Below are 203 nucleotides of genomic sequence, written 5' to 3'. Positions count from 1 at the left end.
ACCATCCATTATGTTTACGAAGATGGAAGCAAGGCTAAGGATGATGTGGTTGAAACACTGAACTTCAAACGTTGGAGCAATGTCAACTTGGTAACAGGTCATATCGACTTCCAAGACTGGACAACCAATGATGATACGTTTGATAAAGTGGTCTCTCCAACCATCGCAGGTTACACAGCGGATAAATCAGAAATCCCAGCTGT

General features: G+C 42.9%; 1 protein-coding gene. It reads left to right on the top strand.

The window, feature by feature from the left end; genetic code table 11:
- A partial coding sequence (locus N8M95_RS09300) for a mucin-binding protein (RefSeq protein ID WP_261117098.1) occupies window positions 1–203 on the top strand: 203 nt, incomplete at both ends.

Origin of the sequence: Streptococcus mitis, assembly GCF_946190325.1 — a bacterium.
GTDB lineage: Bacteria > Bacillota > Bacilli > Lactobacillales > Streptococcaceae > Streptococcus > Streptococcus mitis_CF.
Note: the sequence above shows the minus strand (reverse complement) of the source record. Positions and strands in the feature narration are given on the sequence as shown.